Raw genomic sequence first — 21,283 nt, 5'->3', positions numbered from 1 at the left:
TCACAACATCGTCGAGACCGCCATGTACCATCGGTCATCGGCGGCGTGATCGGACGGGCATGGTCACGTTGTCCTATCGACACACGGCGCACGCACCTGTCATCATTTCGTGTTCCTGATGACCACCTGGACACTGCTTCGACCCCCGTCGCTCCATAGGTTCGGGTCGTTGGCGGACGAATCCAACTCCTGGCGGGGTGATGCGTGGATCTGCGGGGTCGGACCGTGAGGAAGAACACGAGCTCACGTGCGATCGGCGTGGCCGCAATCGTGTGCGTCAGCCTGCTGCTGACCGCATGTGAACCCGACAGCATGCTGCGACTGCTCGGCAACGAGCGCGTCGACGACACTGCGGCCGCACCGGCCACCGATCCGAGCGGTACTGGGCGGGACCACTCCGCCAGCGGTGCGCACGCGGCGACCGATGCAGCTGCGGGGACGGCGTCGGACGAGGACGCCGACAGCCACGCCCACACGACCGCCGACGATGCGGTGCCGTCCAGCGGACCCAGGGTGGAGGTCCCTCCGTCGAGCGAGGAGCGGACCGGCAACTTCCTGGTCAAGTGCCTGTTCTCGCATCGTGAGCAGGTCGATCCGATCGTCAACCCCGGTCCACCGGGCACGCAGTCGATGCACCTGCACGACTTCTTCGGCAACACCTCGACCGCTTCTGATTCGACGTACGCGTCGATGACCGCCGCCGACACGACCTGTGTGGTCGGCGGTGACACGGCCGCGTACTGGGCGCCGACACTGCTCGATCCGCAGGGCGACCCCGTCGAGCCGGAGCACATGTACAGCTACTACCGCAACCGACCGGCCACCTACAGCGCGACCGTTGCGTTTCCGCCCGACTTCCGATTGATCGCCGGCGGCGTCGACGAGTACCCCGAGAACGTGTGGTGGAACTGTCACGACGACGACAGCGAGACGGTGCGGTACGACTCACCGCCGAGGTGCACGACATCGAACCTCAACGCGGTCATCATGTTCCCGAACTGCTGGGACGGCGTGAACCTGGATGTGGCCGATCACCGCAGCCACGTGGTCCACCCGACCGGATCGCGCTGCCCCGCATCGCACCCGGTGAAGCTGCCAGACATGCGGTACGCCATCCACTACCCGAAGGGCTCGGGAGGGCCCGGCTGGACCCTCGCCGACGGAACGACGGTCCCGCACGCCGACTTCTGGAACACGTGGGACCAGACCGAGTTCGAGCGATGGCTCGACGACTGCACGCGCGTCAGGAAGTGCGGGCGGGTGCGCGACTGACCGACGGCGCGCCTGGACGTCGTAGGGGCGCCGTCGGGGCCGAAGCCACGGCGCTCGGTGGCTATACTCCGCCTGCACCATCGGCGGCTGACGACGGCGACAGCATCTTCTCGGGGGTTCCCCGGTCGCCTTGGAGGATCTGTCTGTGACTTCCTTTGCAGCGGGGCTGGAGACGCATGGGCACTGAACGCGGTTCGGGCGCCGATGTGGATCGCCCGCCGGGTGATGGCAGCCAGGTGACGTCGTCAGCCGGACGACCCGCCGCACCGCTCGTCGTGCAGCTGATCACCGAGCTGCGCGACGCAGGGGTCCTGTACTGCCATTGGAAGAGCAACCTGTTCGTGCAGCGCGCGCAGCAGGCTGACACCGATCTGGACCTGCTGGTGGCCAGACAGCATTCCCGGGCGTTCATCGAGGTGCTCAGCCGGTGTGGGTTCGTCGCCGCCCACCGGCCGCACGCGACGCCGATCCCGGGCGTCATCCACTACTTCGGGTATGACGAGGCGGTCGATCGCTTCGTGCACGTCCACGCGCACCACCACCTCGTCGTCGGCCACGACCGCACGAAGAACTACCGCCTGCCGATCGAGGGTGCCTTCCTCGCCTCGGTGTCCGCCAGCGGTGGGCTACCGACACCGAGCGCCGAGTTCGAGTACGTCGTGTTCATCATCCGGATGGTGTTGAAGTACGCCGTGTTCGACGAGCTGCTGTGGGACGGCGCGCGTGGTCGTCGCGCACGGCCGAGGATGTCGGAGCGCCAGGAACATGATCATCTGCGCGCACTGATCACGCCGGAGGGCGTGCACGCCATCGTGGACGAGCATCTGCCATTCGTGGGTCGGGAGCTGTTCGCCGAAGCGGAGCGCGTCGCGATGGGTACCGCACCTGTCCTGCGGACGGCGGCGCTGGGCCGCAGGATGGAGGCGACGCTCGCGGCGCATGCCCGGCGCGTGCCGTCGGTCGACGCGCTCGTGCGGATGTGGCGGCGCACCAGCCTGGCCGTGAGACGGCGCACAGGAGCGCGGCCGGGCTACCGGCTGGCGGACGGCGGAGCCATCATCGCGATCATGGGTGGCGACGGCGCCGGCAAGACGACTGCGCTGCGTGAGATCGGCGTGTGGCTCGACGAGCACTTCGACGTCGCCCGGGTCCACCTCGGCAAGCCGCCGTGGTCATTGACGACCTATGCGGTCAGAGGGGGGCTGAAGCTCGCGGGCCCCGCCGTGCCGGGGGTTGGCGGCCTGACGGCGGTTTCGCGTCCGTCTGCGGTGGTTGGTGGCGGGACCGCATCACAACCGGGCTACCGCCAGCTGATCTGGTTCGCGTGCAAGGCCCGGGACCGGTATCGGACATATCGACGTGCGAGTCGTGCGGCCAACCTTGGCAGCATCGTCATATCGGATCGGTTCCCGCACCCCTCGCTGCCGCTGACGGACATGCCGCAGATCGCTCGGCTCACCGCCGACGCCTCCACCGGCCGCTTCCTCGAAGCGCTCGACCGACTGGAACAGCACTACCATGACCTGGTCGCGTTGCCGGACCTCGCCATCGTGCTCAAGCTCGACCCCCTCGAGGCCGCTCGACGCAAGACAGACGAGCCGCAGGACTACGTGATCGAGCGCTCGACCGAGGTCTGGGACATCGACTGGACAGGATCCGGGGTGCACGTGATCGACGCAGGCAAGCCGCTCGAGGCGGTGGCCGGGGAGCTGAAGGCGCTCATCTGGGAATCGCTGGCGTGACGCGACGCGGCCGCACCTCCCACGCGACACTGCGGCCGCGGACGAGTGTCGCGCAGGTGATCGGAGACGCTGCGGACCCCCGACGATCAGCCTCGTGATGCTCGTCTTCGTCCACATCAACAAGACCGCAGGCAGCACGGTTCGCTACATGCTCCGCAGCTCGTACGGTGCACGGCACGGCGACGTGCAGCCCTGGCACGGGGCGTGGACCGCAGGAAGGACGTTGCGTTCGACGACTGGATCCAACGCGACTGGGTCCGCGACGCACAGACCCAGCGGATCGCGGGGGTCGCCGACGAGAACGAAGCGATTCGCGTCATCGAGCGACGACAGATGTTCGTCGGGCCGCGAAGCCCTTCGACGAGTCGATGCTGCTCCTGCAGGCGCTCCGGGCCAAGGACCTCGACATCGCCTATCGACGGGTCAACGTCGCACAGCGGAACACCATCGCGGCCGAGCTGCTGGCCAACGAACGAGCACGGCGATTGCTCACTGAGGCGAACCAGCAGGATCTACAGCTGTACCGCTACGCCAGCGAGGTCTGGTATCCACGACTGCAGCGTGAGTATGGTCCGGCACTCGACGACGCGTGGCCCGGTACCAGCGTGGCGTCGGGAGGTTCAACCGGCGTAGGACCGCCCTGAGCCGGTTGCGCCAGTACGGCGTGTACAAGCCGTTGCTGTCGCTGTACCGGCGACCGGCGACACGGCGGGCGGTGCAGACCCTGCTCGCGTGACCCCGGTCACGGCCGATCCTGCGCTGGTTGCGTGTTCCAGGCGGCGAACCCGTAGCTGTAGGCCGGGACGAACGCGCCCTGTTGGGGTTCGGACGGTCGGGCGTCCGTCGCGTCGGTGTGGGCGCGGGTGGCGGCCGCGCTGGCGACGGCCAACGTGATCAGGATCCAGACCGACTTCGAGTCCTCCAGCGACAACGACATCGATCCGAGCACGACCGCCGCGAGCTGACTGCTCCAGTACCACATGTTCCATCGTGGTTGGCGCCGGACGTTGGCCACGACGATGGCGACCAGTGCGACGACGAGCACGAAGCCGACCAGGCCAGTCTCGACGAGGATGGACAGGGCGGTGTTGTGCGCCTCCTTCCCTGCCGACACGGCGGCCCGGTGGGCATCCAGACCGACCCCGGCGACGGGGTCGTGGACGAACGTCGTGATGCTCTCCTGCCAGATGTCGGTCCGCCCGCTGAGAGTGTCCTCGCCGGTGATGTCGCTCACCGACCCGGCGATCCGCTGGACGGGCTCGCGGGGCACGAACAACGCGATGCTGGCGACCGCCACGGCGACCATCGTCAGGGCGACGATTCGGACGTTCGAGCGGGTGTTCCACAGCGTCCAGAGGATGAACACGACGGTGGGAACGCTCGCGACCGCTGCGCCCCTGGTTCCCGTCAACGCGAGCGCGGAGAACGCGAGCGGAACGTAGGCGAGGTTCACGGCCGAAGCTGTCCGCGACTGTCGAGCAGCCGCCGGCCCTGTCGCCAGATACCAGGCTGCCGGGATGGCCAGGGCGACGATCAATGCGATCCCGTCGACCTCGAAGCCGAGGGCGTCGATCCGCTGATGCTCCGGGAACCTCGTCGGGGGCGCTGTGCGCCAGTTCACGAGGATGCTGACGCCTGAGACATATGCGCCCAGGACGAAGGCCTGCAGACCGATCTCGATCCGGCGCTCCGACTCGAACAGGTCCATCACGACCAGGATCATGCCGAAGATCTGCAGGTAGGTGAGGAACCCTTTGACCGTCGCACCCGTGTCGATGGTCCAAAACAGCGTCAGGCCGTTCCAGATCAGGAACAGGAAGTACGCCTTGATCAGGGGGTTCGGCGGTCTGCCTCGTCCCCGTGCCAGGACCGACAGCGTCCACACGCCAGCGGCCGCAAGGCCCGCGGCCCTGCTGAGGCGCCCGAGTGCGCCGACGTGGATCGCGGCTTCCCACGGAACCGTGAAGATGAACGCCACGGCCAACCAGTACGCCGCCCGTCGCATGTCAGGTGCTTCCGACGAAGGCGTCGAGGTAGTCGTCGACGACCGAGTCGAGCAGGTAGGGAAGCCAGCTCTCGTCGGGCGCGCGGACAAGCTCCCCGTCGAGGGCGGCGCCGAGCGCCGATGTCAGCGCTGCGACGTCACCCACGGGCACGAGACGACCGTATCGGCCGTCGGCCAGGATCTCGCGTGGACCGCTGGGGCAGTCGGAGGCGATGACCGGCGCGCCACAGCTGAGCGCCTCGATCAGCACGGTCGGAAGGCCTTCCCACCGTGAGGACAGCACGAAGGCCACCCCGCTGGCGAAGTAGGCGTAGGGGTTGTCGGTGTACCCGTGCAGCTCGACGTCGTCGTCCAGGTCCAGCTCCCGTACCAGTGCCTGGAGCGCGCCCCGGTCGGGGCCCTCTCCGAGGATGAGCAGCCGAGCCTGCCTGGACGAGCGCAGGTTGTGGAACGCGCGTATGAGCGTGGGGAAGTCCTTCTGTGGTCGCAGCCGGCCCGCCGCGACGAACACCGGGTCACCGCGTGTGAACCACGGGTGCGTGACGGGGGCGGTCGCCTTCTGCAGCATCTCCCTCGTCACGATCGGGTTGTAGATGACCCGGTAGCGGTCGTCTGGAACGGTCGTCAGCTGCGCGCGGAGATCTGCCACGACCCCCGCCGACACGCCCGCCACGCAGTCGGCCCACGGATAGAAGCGACTGACGATCCTGGGCATCAGCCGATCGCGGCGCGACTCGCCGTGATCGGCCGCGGCACTCAGGTTGTTCTGCTCGACGACGACGAGGCGCTCGGGATGCCCGGCGATGCGCCTGGCCCACAACGCGACGATGTTGGCGTGGTCCAGGACCGATGCCATTGCTGCCGGCTGGGCACGGCGCAGGTAGCGCACGAGCGCGGGCACGCTCGTCAGCACGCGCCGCGCACCAAGGTCGACCACCTCGACGGTGTCGGGCACCTCCGCCATGCGGGGTCCCTTCGCCGAGGCCAGCACGAGGTCGGCGTGGAACCCACGGTCGGCGAGCCCGGCCGCCAGCTGCAGGGCGGCACGTTCGGCGCCGCCACCTGCCATGTCGGGTGCATAGACCGCGAACCGCTTCGTTCCCTCCGACACCTCTCCAAACCCCCATCCGTCTGAGCACCAGCGGTCAGCTCGTCGGCGCGCCATCCAGGTCGCGACATCGGCACGCGCCAGGTGTGTCGTGTGTCCCACCTGCTGCCGCGACGTCGGATGGTAGCGTACCGGCGTCGGGGGTAGGGTCCGGCCGCGACGCCTTGGACGGTCGTCACTGTACGTGTGGACAAGACCGGGGTGACAGCGGCGCGGCGTGAATCGGTGATGTGGTGGCACCACGAAGGTGGCGTGCGCGAGACATGAGGGACGTGCGGGATGTAGGGCGGCGGCAGGTCCCAGCCTCGCCGTGCCTCATCGAGATCGCCGGCGTCGCCGGAGCCGGCAAGTCGACGCTGTCTGCCGCGTTGTGCTGCGCCGAGGGTCGCTACCAGCGTGGACCGTTCATCCGGACCCGCGCGCCCTCGCACCTCGTGTACGTGCTCCGCGGCCTGCCGCGCCTGCTGCCGGTTCTGGTGGCCAACGCCGCGCGACCGCCCCGGATGAGCTGGCCGGACGTCAAGCTGATGGCCTACATCACCGGGTGGCGTGACTTCCTCACCCGCCGCTATGGGAGTTCCGACAGTGCGGTGGTGCTCGATCAGGGTCCGATCTACGCCCTCGTGCGGCTGAAGGCGCAGGGGAGGGGAGTGGCGGCCAGCCACCCGTTCCAGCGCTGGTGGAACGACATGCTGGCCCAGTGGTTGCGTACGTTGTCGGTGATCGTATGGTTGGACGCACCCGACGATGTGCTTCGGGCGCGGATCGACGCCCGCGCCAACGCCCACACCGTCAAGGGCACCGCAGCCGACGTCGGTCAGCGGTTCATCACGCGATACCGCGAGCTGTTCGACGACGTCCTCCGTACCGTCGAGCTGTCCGATCCACCGAGGGTGCTGCGGTTCGACACGGCCGACACGCCGGTCGAACAGCTCGTGACCGACGTGCGGGCGATCCTGGAATCCGAACCGGACCCGTCCTGTGGTCCCTGACTGAGGGAAGCATCAGTGAGTAGCAGCGCCAGCGCTCGACGGCTTCGCATCCTGCACGTGATCCTGAACCTGGGTGAGGCCAACGGTCAGTACAACGAACACTGCCTGCCGATGGCTGACGTCCGGGACCTGTCGATCTGCACGTACCTCACGCCGGAGCTGACGCCGCCGTCGTCCATCGCGCTGTTCCCGGGGGACGGATCACTGGTCGGGTTCTTCCGAGCCCTGCGGGGGGCGCTCGACGCCGAGCGGTACGACATCGTGCACGTGCACGCTCCGCCGACGGGAGCGCTGGTCGTGGTGGCACTGCTCGGATGGCTGCGCTACCGGCGCCTGCGGTCCCGCCTCGTCTACACGGTGCAGGACTCGTTCTACGACTACACGCTGCGCAACCAGGCCCTGATGGTGATCGCGCTCGCCGGGTTCAGGCGCATCATCTTCTGCAGCCGCGCAGCGTATGCCAGCCTGCCGCGCGTCTGGAAGCGGCTCGTGCGAGGCCGGTGGAGGGTCGTGCAGAACGGCGCCGACATCGAGCGCATCGATCGTGCGCTCACGGCCTCGCCGCCGACCCACGACGACACCGTGTTCACGATTGTGTGCGTCGGAAGGCTCGAGCCGGTCAAGGATCCGTTCACGGTGCTCGACGCGTTCGCGGCGTCCAACCACGACCGCAGTCGTCTGGTCTTCATCGGCGCCGGAACACTCGAGCCGGCGGTGCGGGCGCGCGTCGACGAGCTGGGGCTGGGCGATCGGGTCGAGCTCACCGGGCTCGTGTCTCGCGACGAGGTGTTCGTCCTGTGCGCCGCTGCGGACGTACTGGTCTCCGCGTCCCATGGCGAGGGGTTGCCCGTCGCCGTGATCGAGGCCATGGCGTCGCGGTGTCCGGTCATCCTCTCCGACATCCCGCCGCATCGCGAGCTCGTGGACGGCGCAGAGTTCGTCCCACTCGTCGACGTCGGCGACGCGGACGGCTACGCGCGACAGATCCGGCGCTTCCGCGACATGTCGCCGACCGCGCTGCGCGACCTCGGCAAGCGCGGCAGGGAGCACGTTGTCGCCCGGTACGCGTTGCCGATCATGCACGCCGGCGTCGACGCGGTGTACCGGGACCTGCCGGCCCCGGCCGCGCCGACGACGCAGTGATGCGACGACGCCGACCTGTCCCGCGCGTCGGGCCATGGGTTCCGCAGGCGTCCGGTGATCGCCTCCGCCGGCCGGGCGGTGGGCGCCGTTGAGGCTGCCGAACTTCGTGGTGATCGGCGCGGCCAAGGCTGGAACGACCGCGCTGTACTGGTACCTCGCCGAGCAGCCCCAGATCCACATGAGCCCGCTGAAGGAGACGAACTTCTTCGCCTACGGCGTCGACGGTTCCGGTCGGCTCCTGTATGGCGACCCGGAGCTGCACCGTTTCCCGATCCGCACCCTGCGGGACTACCGCGAGCTGTTCGACGGCGCCGGTGAGGCCATGGCCGTCGGCGAGGTCTCGCCGATCTACCTCGAGTGCCCACAGGCCGCGGACCGCATCGCCGCGCAGCTGCCGGACGCCAGGATCGTCTGCGGTCTACGCAACCCGGTGGACCGCGCGTACTCCGATTACCTGATGTACCTGCGCAAGCGTGGGTGTCGCCTCGATCCGCAGCGTGACCTGACGCCCGCCGCGGCGTGGGCGCGACCCGACTCGCACTGGATCCGGATCGGCCGGTACCACGAGCACCTGTCCCGCTACTTCGCCGCCCACCGCCGTACCGACATCCACATCTACCTGTTCGACGACCTGCGGGCACAGCCCTCCGCGGTCGTGCAGGCCATCTACCGGTTCCTCGGTGTCGACGACGGGTTCATCCCGGACCTCGACACACCGCACAACGTCGGCGGCGTCCCCGCGAGCATGACGTTTGAACGGGTGCTGACCAGCAAGCGCGTCAGGGCGGTCGTCGAGCCCTGGATCCCGCAGGGTGTTGCCAACGCCGTGCGACGCGTCCGGACGTCCAACCTGCAACGCGCGCCTGCGCTGCCGGCCGAGCTGCGGAGTCACATCATCTCCCACTACCGCGACGACATCGCCAGGACGGCCGAGGTCATCGATCGTGACCTGCAGCATTGGACGCGCGTCGATGCGTAGGTTCGTCCCGGGTCAGGCGGCCCCCGGGGGGGTCCAGTAGTCCACCCTCCCGGGAGGAAACCTGCCCCCCACCCGGGCGTACGGTACTCCGATGACCAGCGACGTCGGGCACGACCCCCTTGACGTGCTGATCGTGGCGCAACCGGCGGGATACGGCGTCGCGGTCTGCGTGCGGCAGCAGGCCGAAGCCGCTGTGGCAGCGGGGCACCGCGTGGTTGTCGCGTGCCCCGATGCTGGCCACGGGCCCTTGTCAACGTGGATCCTCGACGCCGGCGCTTCGCACGTCGTGTCCAACCTGCGGCGGCGCCCCGCGCTTGACGACCTTCGCGGGGTCCTGGTGCTGCGGCGACTGGCACGGGGTCGTGACGTCATGCACCTGCACTCATCGAAGGCCGGCGCGGTGGGCCGGATCGCCGTCGCCACACTGCGGCGGCGGGACCGGCCGGCCGTCGTGTTCACGCCGCACTCGTGGTCCTGGCAGAGCGGCGGGCGCCTCACGGCACCGTATCGGTGGATCGAACGGGTACTCGCACGGTGCAGTGATGTCATCGTCGCGGTGTCGGAGCACGAAGCTGCCGAAGGGCGTGCCGTCCTCGGCTCCGCCGTCGATCGCCTGATCGTGATCCCCAACGGCGTCGATCGCGACCGGTTCTCGCCCGACGGGCCGCGCGCAGAGCGCCACGAAGACGTACCGCTCATCGCCTGCGTCGCTCGGTTGAGCAGGCAGAAAGGCCAGGACCTCGCGATCCGAGCCCTGGCACAGCTGCGCAACCGGCACGCGCGTCTACGTCTGGTCGGCGGCGGACGACAGGCCGGCGAGAAGGAACGGCTCCTCAGGCTCGCCGAGTCGCTCGGCGTCGGCGATTGGATCGAGTGGTACGGAGAGGTGACGGACACGGCGGCGCAGTTCCGCGCCGCCGACGTCGTGATCGCTCCATCACGGTGGGAAGGCATGTCGCTGGTCCTTCTCGAGGCGATGGCGTGCGGCGCACCGATCGTCGCGACCGACGTCTTCGGCAGCGATGCGATCGATGGGGCAGGAGTTGTCGTGCCGCGCGACGACACGGCTGCGTTGGGTCACGCGATCGACGAGGTGCTCGACAACGAGCCGCGCCGGCGCCGCCTCGGGCGGGCGGCACGGCAGCGCAGCGCGTCGTACGACCTCGTGAGGACGTTGGACCGCAACCTCGAGCTGTGGCGCGCGCTTGCCCGCGAGCGCCGCGACACGCGACGCGGGGACGAGGTGAGGCTCGGCGGGGGCCTTCGAAGCGCCGCGGCCCGTGGCGTCTACTGGACGGCGCTGGACAACTGGGGCTACCAGCTCGCCACGCTCGTCGTCTTCTCGGTGCTGGCACGCCTGGTGGCACCCAAGGCGTTCGGCCTGATCGCGCTCGCCACCGTGTTCACGAGCCTTCTGAAGATCGCGGCCGATCAGGGGCTGGCCGACGCGATCATCCAGCGTGCCGACATCGAGGACGAGCACATCAACGGCGCGTTCTGGGCCAGTGTCGCGCTCGGCGTGGTGCTTACGGGCCTGCTGGCGGCGTCGTCGCCGTTGATCGCAACCGCGTTCGACAACGCGGCGCTCAGTCCGATCCTGGCCGCGCTGTCGCTGACGCTCACGGTGAGCGGCCTGAGCACCGTGCAACGCGCAATCCTGACCCGCGAGTTCGCGTTCGCCACCCTGACGCTGCGTTCGCTGGTGTCGGTCGTGGTCGGTGGCATCGCGGGCATCATCGCCGCGGTCCTGGGCGCAGGCGTGTGGAGCCTCGTCGTCCAGACGCTCACCGTGGAGGTCGTGGCGGTCATCACCCTGTGGGTCGCAAGCGACTGGCGACCGCGCCTCGGGTTCTCCTGGGGGCACGTCAAGCAGCTGCTCCCGTTCGGTGCGAACATCGTCGGGTTCCGCGCGTTGCGCCTCGCCAACACCCAGGTCGACAACCTGATGATCGGGTTGTTCATCGGCTCGACGGCGCTCGGCTTCTACGTCGTTGCCTACCGCGTGCTGCGGCTGGTGATAAACATCTGCACGTCGGTCATAGGATCGGTCGCCTTCCCCACGTTCTCCCGGGTCCAGCGCGACAGCGAACGGGTCCAGCGCCTGTACTACCGGACGATGCGGCTCGCTGCGTTGGTGACCTTTCCCGCCTTTCTCGGTGTGATCATCCTTGCGCCCGAAGTCACGCTTCTGATGTTCGGACAGGGTTGGGGTCCCAGCATCCCGGTCATGCGCGTGCTGGGCGTCGCCGGGCTCGTGACGTCGATCGGATTCCTCAACCCCACCGTGATCAAGGCGCTCGGGAAGCCATCCTGGCGGGTCGCCATCATGGGCGGCGCGGCCCTGGCCCAGGTCGTGGGGTTCGCTATCGCCGTTCAGTGGGGCGTCCTGGCCGTCGCGACCGCCCTCGCCGTTGTCACCCTGGCTGTGACGCCGGTGTGGTTCTACGCCGTCCACAAGCTCGTCGGCCTGCGCCTCGACCTGCTGGCACGGCAGCTGATGACGCCGGCGATCGCCTCGGTGCTCATGGTCGCCGCGGTGCTCGGCGTCAAGAGCGTCGTGGATGAGCTCGCGCTGATCTGGCAGGTCGTGCTGCTGGTGGCGACCGGTGTCACGACGTATGCGCTCAGCCTCTGGCTGGTGGATCGGCCATTGGCCGCCGAGGCGTTCGATCTGGGACGGGAGGCCATCCCAGGCGTGGGCGGACGCAATGCCCAGGCCGGTCGTCGTCCTGAGGCTGCGTGACAGTGTGAAATGGGACAGGACTGACGTCACACGAAAGGCGCTACGCTGAGCGCGGATTGTTGCCAGCCGACCGGTACGGAGCATGATGCAGACGCCTGACAGAGCCAGGGCCTCTGAGACCGACCCGCTCCTCGCGATCCGACGGCATCCGCTGTTGGTGTTGGTGTGCGCGGTGTCGTTCGGCGTGCTCGGCGTGGCGTTCGCGCTGACCGGACCCGCGAAGTTCGTAGCCACGACCAGCCTGATCGTCGAGGACATGCGCGCGGCAGACCGCTCGACAGCCGACGCGGAACGGTACGTGGCCGACCAGGTGGCGATCCTCGAGTCGGCGATCGTCGCCGATCGCGCGAGTGCGCTGGCGCCGACGCTCAAACCACCGGCGGACATCACTGCGCAGCAGATCGCTGAGGGTCGAACGATCACGTCGAGCTCGGAGAGCAACTTCATCGAGATCAGCTTCGAGGCGTCGGATCCGCAGATCGCCCGGACCGGCGCGGACGCGATCCGCGCGGCGTATCAGGACGCGGTCAGCGAGGCGCTTGCCAAGGACGCGCAGTCCAGGATCACCCGACTCGACGAGGCGATCGACACGACGGTGCAGGAGATCGCCTCGCTGCAGGACCGGGTCGAGGCGTCACGAGACACCAGCATCCCCGTGCTGCTGGTCGACACGAAGATCGCGCGCACCGTGGCGTCGCTCGTCAAGTCCCGCGAAGCCCCCGAGCAGCGGTCCGGCGCCACGGGGCTCGACGCGACGAAGAAGCTGGCGTCGCGAGCCGATCGGCTGAGCACGAGGCTGAACGAACGCCTCGCCGGTGACCTGCTGCCCAGTGGCGACACGCGCCGTCTTGTTCGCAGGCAGCAGGGCGCTGCGGTGCTCCTCAGCGAGTTGGCTGGACAGCGCAACGACGTCGAGGTCGACGTCCAGCTCAGCGGCGATGGCGTGCCGTTCATCGCTCCCGCGGGCGCGGGACGGCGGGAGGGCATCCCGTTGTCGACCGCCGCGTTCGTGGCGACCGTCCTCGGCGGGCTGATCGGCGTGGGGGCGGCGTATCTGTTGAGTCATCGTCCAGGGCGTGTCGAGGATCCGGACACAGCAGCAGGCATCCTGGGCGTTCCGCTGCTTGCCGATGTGAGGGAGCCACAGCGCTCGGTCAGTGTCGGGAGTCGCAAGCGGGCCGAAGGGGATGCGGTGGCCGTACCGGTCTTCGACGATCCCGTGTCGACGTCGGCCAACGCCTTTCGCACGCTTGCGGGCATCCTTGTGCACCGGGCGCCGAACAGCCGGGCCACCTCCAACGGGTCCCAGCTGTATGGCACGGTCGTGCACCGGGCGACCGTGATCGCGGTCGTGTCGGCGACCAGTCGGGACGCCAGCGCGTTCGTGGCGGTCAACGTGGCGCTCGCGGCCGGTCAGTCGGGCCTGAAGGTCGGGCTGATGGATGGCGACATGGAAGCTCGCGACGTGTCCCGGCTGGTCGGCCAACTCGAGGAACAGCATTTCACAGCTGATCTGATCGACGCCTCGGCGACGCTCGATGACGCCGCCGGGTGGATCGAGGTGCGTGACCACCGCGGCATCTCCGTCGTCAACGTCCGTGACACCGGCATCGCCGCGCCCGATCTCTTTGGTTCGCCGAAGGTCCGAGCGGTGCTGCACAGCTTCGCCGCCCAGCAGGACCTGGTCGTGATCAACCTGCCGCCCGTCCTCGAGGTGACCCAGGCAGCCGCGCTGCGTGAGTCGGACCGGGCGCTCGTCGTCGTTCCTCACCGGACCAGGTCCAGCGAGCTCCGCGAGCTGAAGCACCGCTTGGAGATCATGGGTGTCGCGATGGCCGGATGTGTCTACACCACTTCGGCTGTGCCTCGTCGTGACCTCGCACGGCCGGTGCCGGCCACGCTGCAGAAGCCGAGTTGGAGCGCCGACGAGGAGCAGCAGCCACAGAACGGTGCGCCGCATCGACCGGATCGGACACCCGGGTCCGAGACGGCCGTATGACCGCGATGCGGCCGGCCGCGTTCGCGCGAGGCGGACGCCGGCGACCGGTGGTGCGGCTCGACCGGGAGCCGCATGTGCGCACTGGAGGTCGTTCTCAGTGAAGGTGCTCGTGACTGGAGGCGCCGGGTACGTGGGCAGCGAGGCGGCATGGCACATCGTCGACCGCGACCACGAGGTCCTGGTCTACGACGACCTCTCCCACGGCCATCCGAAGTCGGTTGCCGGGCTGCCGCTGATCCACGGGTCACTGCACGATCGGACGACGCTCGAGACGGTGCTGCACGACGAGCGGATCGACGCGGTGGTGCACTTCGCCGCCTTCGCACTCGTTGCGGAGTCCGTGGCCGACCCTGCCGCGTACTATCGGAACAACGTCGTAGGGTCGCTGGCGTTGCTGGAGGCGATGCGGGCGACCGGCGTCGGGCACATCGTGTTCTCGAGCAGCTGCGCGACCTACGGGAACCCGGCGACCACTCCGATCCCCGACGACGGACCACAGCACCCCGTCAATCCCTACGGCTTCACCAAGCTGGTGACCGAACGCGCGCTCGGCGACTACGCACCCGCCTACGGGCTGTCGTTCGCCGCGTTGCGCTACTTCAACGCGGCCGGCGCAGCCGCCGACGCGTCACGCGGCGAGGATCACGACCCCGAGACGCACGCCATACCGATCGCGCTGCAGGTGGCCCTCGGTCAGCGCGACCGGTTCATGATCTTCGGCGACGACTACCCGACGCCGGACGGCACGTGCGTCCGCGACTACATCCACGTCGAGGATCTGGCGCGTGCACACGAGCTGGCGCTCCGGCGCGTGGATCCGGGACGAGGCATCCTCGTCAACCTCGGCACCGGCCGCCGCCACAGCGTCCGGCAGGTGGTCGAGTCGGCGCGGCGGATCACCGGTCATCCCATCCCGACCGAGATCGCCGGCCGGCGGCCAGGTGACCCGCCGGAGCTCGTGGCGGACCCGGCGGGGGCGCGCGCCGAGCTCGGGTGGGTAGCGCGCATCCGCGACCTCGACCAGATCGTCGGGTCGGCCTGGAACTGGCACGTCACCCATCCCCACGGCTACGCCGACGGCTGACGCGGACGCCGCGGCGCATCACAGCGCATCCCAGATCGCCTGCTTCGCGTCCCGGATCACGTCGTCGAGTGGGCGATCGGTGTCGACCTTGTGCACGGGCGCCCGGCCGAACTCGAGGTTCTCGGCCAGGGAATGCCGCCAACGCACGTAGTCCTCGGGCTCGGTCTTCGAGCGGGCGGCGTTGCGCGCCAGCGTCACGTCGAGCGGTGCGGTCAGGTGGATCACGAGGTCGGGCGCGGCGATGTCGGCATAGATCCGGGCCTCGAGCGCCCGCAACCATCGACCGACGGGAACGTGGGCGGTCGGTCGGCCCGCGAGCTGGGCTCCCTCGGACGAGCCGACGGTCGACGACGGGTAGCGGTCGCACAACACGATCGTCCCGTTGGACGCGCGGGCGAACGCACGGGACAGTACGTCCCGACGCTCGTGGGCAAGCATGACGGACCGCACCGCGAAGGTGAGCGGATACCGGTCCCGGTCCGGTTGCCCGCCGGTCTGGTCGCCGGCGATCACACGCGTGGAGCGCTGGTCGGGGATCAGCGCCCTGAGCATCGGCAGGAGCAGGTGGGGGACGGCCGTGAGCGCGGTGGCCGGCGGTTTGCCCGCGTGGATGCGCCGGACGGTGTAGTACGCGCCGAGCCACCGCTCGATCTCGCTGAGCAGGGTCGACTTGCCGCTCGCCTCCGGCCCCACGACTGCGATCACCAGGCCGCCACCGCCGGGCGCGAGCTTCTTCTTCGTTCCCCCGAGACGATGCGCGGTGCGCGTCGTGAACTTCTGGATCTCGGTGAGTCGTGCTCGGGTCGGATGGTGGCGGGTGAGCCCCCGCAGGCGGGCGCGGACCCGTACCCCCAGCACGATCCTTCGTGCCGTGGGGGCCGGCTGCCGCAGCGCGTCGTAGGCGGCGATGAACACGGGCGTGCTGACCTGCGGAAGCCACACGGGCAGCAGTGACAGAGCTTCGTCACGGGCACCGGGTGTCATGAGCCAGTCGACTTCCCGACGGAACGACTCCCACCCGCGAACGAACAGGCCGAGCTCGATCGGCGTCGTGTGCTTCACGAGCATGCGCAGCACGAACACGATCAGCTCCGCGCCGGCGCTCGGCACGACCACCCTGCCTTCCTGACGCGTGTTCGTCAGGAGCATCTCCTCGACGGGGAAGTGGTAGTTCTTGGCCAGGCTCTCGCCGGAGATCACGCGGTAGTACGCGTGGACGTGCGCGATGCGGTCCGTGGCCTCGTCCAGCGCGTGGTAGTGCTCGACCGCCGGCAGCACCTGGCTGCCGGCCTCGACGGCAGGAGCGAAGCCGAGGTCACGCAGGACGTCGCGGAAGCGGTGCGCGTCACGGCGGTGGATCAGCAGATCCAGGTCGGTCTCGCCCTCGAGCGTGCGCGGCAGGTTCCAGTTGCTCTTCCAGTGGCAGTAACGGATGCCGGCGTCGTTCACCCGCTCGATCAGCTCATGGATCTTCGGTAGCACGTTGTGTCGTTCTCCCATCGGGGTCGGACCGCTCGCCGCCATCGCTGCCGAGGTCGGTGGACGCCAGCCACGCCGCGATCCGCTGGGCCACGACGTGTTGCCGTTGCGCCGAGCTGTCGGGGTTGTCGACCTCGAGCACGCGTTCGCGCAGCGTCGGTGCTGACGCCACGGCAGTCAACACAGTATCCGCGCGTTCGATCAGATGGTGCAGCCGGATCGCGTCTGCTCGCCTCAGCTCACGGCGACGGTCCGGGCGCGACACTGCCCGTTCGACCAGCACTGACGTCGGCGCTCGCACGTGGACCAGCCTGTCCGGCGCCGGGACGAGGCTGGCGAACCGCTCGATCTCCTCCTCGGTGGGGGGCACCCTGCTGTACACGAACAGCTGGTAGGCGATCAGGACCGTCCCCTCGTCGACGAGCACCGTCCGGCCCTGCTCCCTGCGTGCTAGCTCGTGCATGCCGACCCGCCGGACCACGTTGCGTGCGTAGTTGAGTCCGGCGACCGTCGTCGGAGCCTGGCCGCGCAGTCGACGGAGGGCGAAGCGCACGAACGCGTCGTTGCGGCGCAGCCCACCCAGGAACGGTCCCAGCGCCGTCGCGTCGGCCACCAGGTTGACGGCCGTCGGGTTGGTGAGCCGCCGGCGGCCGGGGCGATCGAGGACCAGGTCCCACGCGGTCGCGACCATGGGCGCGGCTGCCGCGTGGCGCTGCACCTGACGCATCAGCGTTGTCTTGCCGGCCCCACTGCAGCCGATGAACTCGACGATCACGCCAGCGCCCTTCGCCTCCCGCCCGGCTGTCCAATCCGAGTGCCTCCGCACGGTGCGACAGCCTCGAGACGACAGGATCCCACAGGGCACGCACGGTGCGCACTGCACCGTCGGCCACGCAGGCCATGCGATCGGGTGACACCTACGCTTCGGGGTCGCGATACAGGCGGACGCGAACGATCTCCTGTCCGCGCACGGTGTAGATGCCGACCAGTTCGCTGTGTCGCCGCTGCCGCTCCGACTGCACCGTCTCCACCATCTCACACGACGCCGTGCCGTTCTGCACCACGGCGTTGGTGATGTGCAGCGTGCTGTGCCACGGGGCCGCGAACGCGCTCGCGAACAGTGTGTGGATGTTGTCCCGGCCAACGGCGATGCTGCCCCCGGCCTTGAACACAGCGTCCCGAGCGATTCCGTGGAGGAGCTGTTCGATGTCACGTCGGTTGTAGGCGTCGATGTGCAACAAGACCGTGTTCAGTACGTCCTCGTTCATCGCGTCGCCGTGCGTTCGCTACCGTCTGCCCGGCTGGGAGTCCTCGCGGGCCAAGGTACGTCATCGTCGAGGTGGACACCGGTCGGCCCGTGCACGAGCCACCCCGTGTGTCACCATGGCCGGCGTTCCCAACGGCGGGTCCAGACGAATGAGCGGTCCGAGTACTGAAGGGGCGGACGTGGTCCGGTACGTGTGCATGCCAGGCAGCCCGTACACCGGTTCCACGCTGCTCGGGTTCCTGCTGCACAGCCATCCCGACTGCGCATCGATCGGCGCGGCGACAGGCCTGACGCCGCGGGTGGACGTCGCCACATACCGGTGCTCGTGTGGTGCGCTCTTCGTCGACTGTCCGTTCTGGAAGTCGGTCGCGACGCGGACGATGGAGCTCGGACGTCCGGTCGACGTGTACCAGACCGGCTACTGGAGCACCCACGTCAGGATGTCGCGGCGCCGATGGCTCAACGGCCTGCTCGTCCGATCGCTGGGTGCCGCTGCGTTGACGGATGCCCGCGATGCGGTGCTCGGCCGACTCGGTCCCATCCATCGGACGCTCGTGGGAGCGAGGTCGTCGACGTGGAGCCTCGCACGGGCGGTGCTTGATGTCACCGGGCGGACGGTGTTCGTCGATACGGCCAGAGACCATCAGCGACCCGGGTACCTCGCGCCGGCCCGGGACCTCGACGTCAGGGCGATCCATCTGGTCCGCGATCCCCGAGGCAACGTCGCCAGCATCATGCGGCATACCGGCGTCGATGTCGCGAAGGCCGCCCGACAGTGGAAGCACTACAACGTCGAGGCGGACCGCGTCCGTCGATTCCTGCCGGACGACTCCTGGATGCGGCTGCACTACGAAGCGCTGTGTCTCGATCCGCAGGCGACGCTCGACCGCATCGCGCGCTTTGTCGGTGTTGCTCCGGCTCCGCTACCGAACGATCTCGGGGACCTGGAGCATCACATCATCGGCAACTCCATGCGCTTGCAGACCGTCGAGGGGATCCACCGGGACGAGCGCTGGCGTCGGCAGCTGGACGACAGCGACCTCGCCGTGATCGCCCGCATCGCTGGCGCGACGAGCCACGCCCTCGGGTACGACTGGCCGTAGTGAGCTCCAGCGGCGCGTGCGCCCGCTGGAGCTCACGGGCGTCCTAGTAGGCGCCCTTGCGGAACAGCAGCACGGGGATGGTCCGAGCGATGATCCGCAGGTCGCTCCACATCGTCCGGTGCATGGCGTAGTCGGCATCCAGCGCGACGCGGACGGGGTACGGCAGGTCGTTGCGGCCGGAGACCTGCCAGATGCCCGTGAGGCCCGGCTTGACCTGCAGGACCACGTGGATGCGGTCGCCGTAGTGATCCAGCTCGTCCGGCACGAGCGGACGTGGACCCACGATGCTCATGTCGCCTCGGAGCACGTTCCACAGCTGTGGAAGCTCGTCCAGGCTGGTTGCCCGCAGGAATCGCCCCAACCTCGTCACGCGGGGATCGTCCTTCAGTTTCCGCGATGATGCGAACTCGTCGTAAGCCGAGGCGTCGTGGCGCAGGAGCGTCTGCAGCCTCTGGTCGGCATCGTTGAACATGGTCCGCAGCTTGAAGCACCTGAAGTGGCGGCCACGTCGACCCACTCTGGTCTGGCAGTACAGCGCGCCACCAGGCGATTCCAGTCTGATCAACAGTGCCAGGAGGAGGATCACCGGGAGGGTGATCATCAGCGCGAGCGCGGCGATGACGACGTCCAATGCGCTCTTGCTGGCCTGAGCGACCAGGCGCCTGAGGGTGCGTGCTCGGCGCCGGTGGATGTGCCTGACGGTCGCGACCGCTGGATCGAGCATCGCCTGCCCGCCGTCGACCGCGACCAGTGGCGGGTACGTCTGTTCATCTGCGACCGGCAACGCACGTGCCGATTCCTGCATGCGCCGATGTCCTTTCGTCCTTGTCCGGCCCTCATTCGAGAACCGTCCGACTCCTACGGACTCTCGTCCGGCCACCACGAGACGCTCCGACGTCCCAGGCGCTTCACGAGTGCGTCCGTCCCCCGTTACTGGCCCGGCCATTGTTGCGAGAGACGCCCGGCGTATGCAAAGCAGCGAGACGAGCACTGAGGGTTTGTGTTCTACTACCTAGAGTGCTCTCGGCTGGCCACGTATCACTGGAACCTCACCAGGTACCACAGAAATTACTCAGGCTGATACCGACCGCCGCCAGCTCATCGCTGTCCGCTACCTGACAGACATGTCCACCTGGCCACCCCTGCGACGTTCGCGAGGCTGAAGGATCCTCGGCTGGCTATCGGCGAGGTCGTGTCTGGTGTGGTGGCTGGTCGGCGGGACGGGCGGGTTGTGGTGCGCAGGGAGCACCTGCCGTGAACGTTCAGCACCTGCCGTGGATGTTCATGGTCTGTCAACCTGTCGGGCCGATGGCTGGGGGGTGGTGGTGGCGTTAGTCTTGTTCGAGCCGTGCGTGGCGGGACGGCGCGGACATCAGGAGACAGCATGCGCGTTGGAGTGATCGGCACGGGCCATGTGGGCCTGGTCACGGTGGGGTGTCTGGCGTCGCTCGGGCACGATGTCGTCGGCGTTGACAACGACGCCGAGAAGATCGCGCTACTGCAGGCCGACGCGATGCCGTTCTACGAGCCGGGGCTGGACGATCTGTTGCGGACGCAGCGCGACGCGGGTCGGGTCCGGTTCAGCGGTAACAACCGCGATGCCATCGCGGGCAGCGATGTCGTGTTCATCTGTGTCAGCACCCCGCCGCGGGACGACGGTTCCCCGAACCTGTCGTTAGTACAGGCTGCCGCCTCGTCGGTCGCCGAGCACGCCACCGGTCCTATCGTCGTCGCAGAGAAGTCGACGGTGCCGGTCAGCACTGGCCAACGGGTTCGCGAGACACTTGCCCTCGAGTCGCGGGTCCGGGGCAACGGCGTGACCTACGAGGTCGTCAGCAACCCGGAGTTCCTGCGGGAGGGACGTGCGGTCGCCGACACGCTGCGACCGGACCGCATCGTCGTGGGGGCTGACAGCGACGCCGGCCACGAGGTCATGCGGCAGTTGTACGCGCCGCTGCTGGCGCAGCATGACTGCCCGTACGTCGCGACCGACGTGCGGACGGCGGAGATCATCAAGCATGCGTCGAACGCGTTTCTCGCCACGAAGATCAGCTTCATCAACGCGGTGGCGCGGATCTGTGAGCGGGCGGGTGCCGACGTGGGGATCGTGGCCGACGCGATGGGTCACGACGCCAGGATCGGTCGGGCCTTTCTCAACGCGGGTCTGGGGTATGGCGGCAGCTGCTTCCCCAAGGACGTCCGGGCGTTCGTGCACATCGCCGACGAGCTGGGCTACGACTTCGGGATGCTGCGTGAGACGGAGCGGATCAACCGGGAGGCGCATCAGTGGCCGGTCACGCAGCTGCGTCGGTTGTTGTGGAACCTGGAGGGCAAGACGATCGCCGTGCTGGGGTTGGCGTTCAAACC

The 21,283-nt window shown here is 68.6% G+C and carries 17 protein-coding genes; 11 read left to right on the top strand and 6 right to left on the bottom strand.

The annotated features are described in order from the left end of the window. Nucleotides 1-225 precede the first annotated feature (225 nt). The 3 genes from VK923_11660 (at nt 226) to VK923_11650 (ending at nt 3,658) form a co-directional block, all read left to right on the top strand. Nucleotides 226-1,272 (top strand): DUF1996 domain-containing protein, encoded by a 1,047-nt coding sequence (locus tag VK923_11660; GenBank protein HSJ45328.1) that lies wholly within the window; start codon nt 226-228, stop codon nt 1,270-1,272. Between the two features lie 176 nt (nt 1,273-1,448). Beyond that, complete coding sequence (locus VK923_11655) at nt 1,449-3,014, top strand: hypothetical protein (protein ID HSJ45327.1); 1,566 nt, start codon at nt 1,449-1,451, stop codon at nt 3,012-3,014. A gap of 368 nt (nt 3,015-3,382) precedes the next feature. Beyond that, the gene (locus tag VK923_11650) at nt 3,383-3,658 is read left to right on the top strand and encodes a hypothetical protein (protein ID HSJ45326.1); all 276 of its coding nucleotides are present in this window, start codon (nt 3,383-3,385) and stop codon (nt 3,656-3,658) included. A 98-nt stretch (nt 3,659-3,756) separates the two neighbouring features. Here the strand turns inward: VK923_11650 and VK923_11645 are convergent, their stop codons facing one another. Beyond that, nucleotides 3,757-5,019 carry an O-antigen ligase family protein gene (locus VK923_11645; GenBank protein ID HSJ45325.1) on the bottom strand — a complete coding sequence of 421 codons (1,263 nt, stop codon included), beginning with the start codon at nt 5,017-5,019 and terminating at the stop codon, nt 3,757-3,759. Between the two features lies 1 nt (nt 5,020). Next, complete coding sequence (locus VK923_11640) at nt 5,021-6,130, bottom strand: glycosyltransferase (GenBank protein HSJ45324.1); 1,110 nt, start codon at nt 6,128-6,130, stop codon at nt 5,021-5,023. Between the two features lie 260 nt (nt 6,131-6,390). Here VK923_11640 and VK923_11635 point away from each other — a divergent pair, with 260 nt between their 5' ends. The 6 genes from VK923_11635 to galE all read left to right on the top strand — a co-directional run bounded on the left by VK923_11635 (nt 6,391) and on the right by galE (nt 15,067). Further along, nucleotides 6,391-7,119: a hypothetical protein gene (locus VK923_11635; GenBank protein ID HSJ45323.1), complete on the top strand. Its 729-nt coding sequence runs from the start codon at nt 6,391-6,393 to the stop codon at nt 7,117-7,119. Between the two features lie 15 nt (nt 7,120-7,134). Beyond that, entirely contained in the window at nt 7,135-8,262 is a 1,128-nt protein-coding gene (locus VK923_11630; GenBank protein ID HSJ45322.1) for a glycosyltransferase family 4 protein, read from the top strand. A gap of 88 nt (nt 8,263-8,350) precedes the next feature. Next, nucleotides 8,351-9,241 carry a sulfotransferase gene (locus VK923_11625; protein HSJ45321.1) on the top strand — a complete coding sequence of 297 codons (891 nt, stop codon included), beginning with the start codon at nt 8,351-8,353 and terminating at the stop codon, nt 9,239-9,241. 91 nt (nt 9,242-9,332) lie between these two features. Beyond that, the gene (locus VK923_11620; protein HSJ45320.1) at nt 9,333-11,984 is read left to right on the top strand and encodes an oligosaccharide flippase family protein; all 2,652 of its coding nucleotides are present in this window, start codon (nt 9,333-9,335) and stop codon (nt 11,982-11,984) included. Nucleotides 11,985-12,138: 154 nt separating this feature from the next. After that, complete coding sequence (locus VK923_11615) at nt 12,139-13,983, top strand: hypothetical protein (GenBank protein HSJ45319.1); 1,845 nt, start codon at nt 12,139-12,141, stop codon at nt 13,981-13,983. Between the two features lie 97 nt (nt 13,984-14,080). Further along, complete coding sequence (gene galE, locus VK923_11610; GenBank protein ID HSJ45318.1) at nt 14,081-15,067, top strand: UDP-glucose 4-epimerase GalE; 987 nt, start codon at nt 14,081-14,083, stop codon at nt 15,065-15,067. Nucleotides 15,068-15,085: 18 nt separating this feature from the next. Here the strand turns inward: galE and VK923_11605 are convergent, their stop codons facing one another. The 3 genes from VK923_11605 to VK923_11595 form a co-directional block, all read right to left on the bottom strand. Further along, nucleotides 15,086-16,549, bottom strand: a complete 1,464-nt coding sequence (locus tag VK923_11605) for a hypothetical protein (GenBank protein ID HSJ45317.1) — start codon at nt 16,547-16,549, stop codon at nt 15,086-15,088. Beyond that, on the bottom strand, nt 16,530-17,321 hold the full coding sequence (locus tag VK923_11600; protein ID HSJ45316.1) for a hypothetical protein: 792 nt from the start codon (nt 17,319-17,321) through the stop codon (nt 16,530-16,532). Before VK923_11600 ends, VK923_11605 begins: the two co-directional genes overlap by 20 nt. Nucleotides 17,322-17,463: 142 nt before the next feature. Continuing rightward, the gene (locus tag VK923_11595; protein HSJ45315.1) at nt 17,464-17,814 is read right to left on the bottom strand and encodes a nuclear transport factor 2 family protein; all 351 of its coding nucleotides are present in this window, start codon (nt 17,812-17,814) and stop codon (nt 17,464-17,466) included. A gap of 196 nt (nt 17,815-18,010) precedes the next feature. On the opposite strand from VK923_11595, the gene VK923_11590 reads away from it, so the two are divergent. Continuing rightward, on the top strand, nt 18,011-18,916 hold the full coding sequence (locus VK923_11590; GenBank protein ID HSJ45314.1) for a sulfotransferase: 906 nt from the start codon (nt 18,011-18,013) through the stop codon (nt 18,914-18,916). A 43-nt stretch (nt 18,917-18,959) separates the two neighbouring features. Here the strand turns inward: VK923_11590 and VK923_11585 are convergent, their stop codons facing one another. After that, nucleotides 18,960-19,721: a sugar transferase gene (locus tag VK923_11585; GenBank protein HSJ45313.1), complete on the bottom strand. Its 762-nt coding sequence runs from the start codon at nt 19,719-19,721 to the stop codon at nt 18,960-18,962. A gap of 579 nt (nt 19,722-20,300) precedes the next feature. Here VK923_11585 and VK923_11580 point away from each other — a divergent pair. Then, nucleotides 20,301-21,283, top strand: a 983-nt coding sequence (locus VK923_11580) for a UDP-glucose/GDP-mannose dehydrogenase family protein (protein HSJ45312.1), incomplete at its 3' end; no start/stop codon positions are given.

The organism is Euzebyales bacterium (genome assembly GCA_035461305.1).
Lineage (GTDB): Bacteria > Actinomycetota > Nitriliruptoria > Euzebyales > JAHELV01 > JAHELV01.
This window is presented reverse-complemented; position numbering and strand designations above follow the sequence as displayed.